The organism is Streptococcus suis (assembly GCF_002964045.1).
Taxonomy (GTDB): Bacteria; Bacillota; Bacilli; order Lactobacillales; family Streptococcaceae; genus Streptococcus; species Streptococcus suis_U.
This window is the reverse complement of record NZ_POPB01000399.1, coordinates 1-272: the sequence shown is the minus strand read 5'-3', so window position 1 is coordinate 272 and position 272 is coordinate 1. Positions and strand designations below refer to the sequence as shown.

The following is a 272-nucleotide window of genomic DNA, read 5'->3' as shown; positions in this document are numbered from 1 at the left end:
AACTTAATAACAGTACTAACATTAAGGGATTTTCTGGACTAAAAGAGAATGACCTCAGATGGATTAGTAGTATTTAAGGTGGTGTAAAGATGAAACTATATGTTCAGTTTATGATTATTCTAGTATTTTCATTTTTAGGGGAAGCTATTTCGACTATTTTTCATCTTCCTATTCCGGGAAGTATTATTGGCTTAATCCTCCTATTTTTAGCCCTAGAGTTCAAATTGATTCGTCTTCGCCACATTCATACGGTTGGAAATTTTTTTCAAGGC

1 protein-coding gene is annotated in these 272 nt (G+C 33.1%); it reads left to right on the top strand.

The genetic code is table 11. The features are described 5' to 3' along the window. Positions 1-89: 89 nt before the first annotated feature. Positions 90-272: CidA/LrgA family protein (locus C1E99_RS10040; RefSeq protein ID WP_161951185.1), on the top strand; the 183-nt coding region annotated here is incomplete at its 3' end.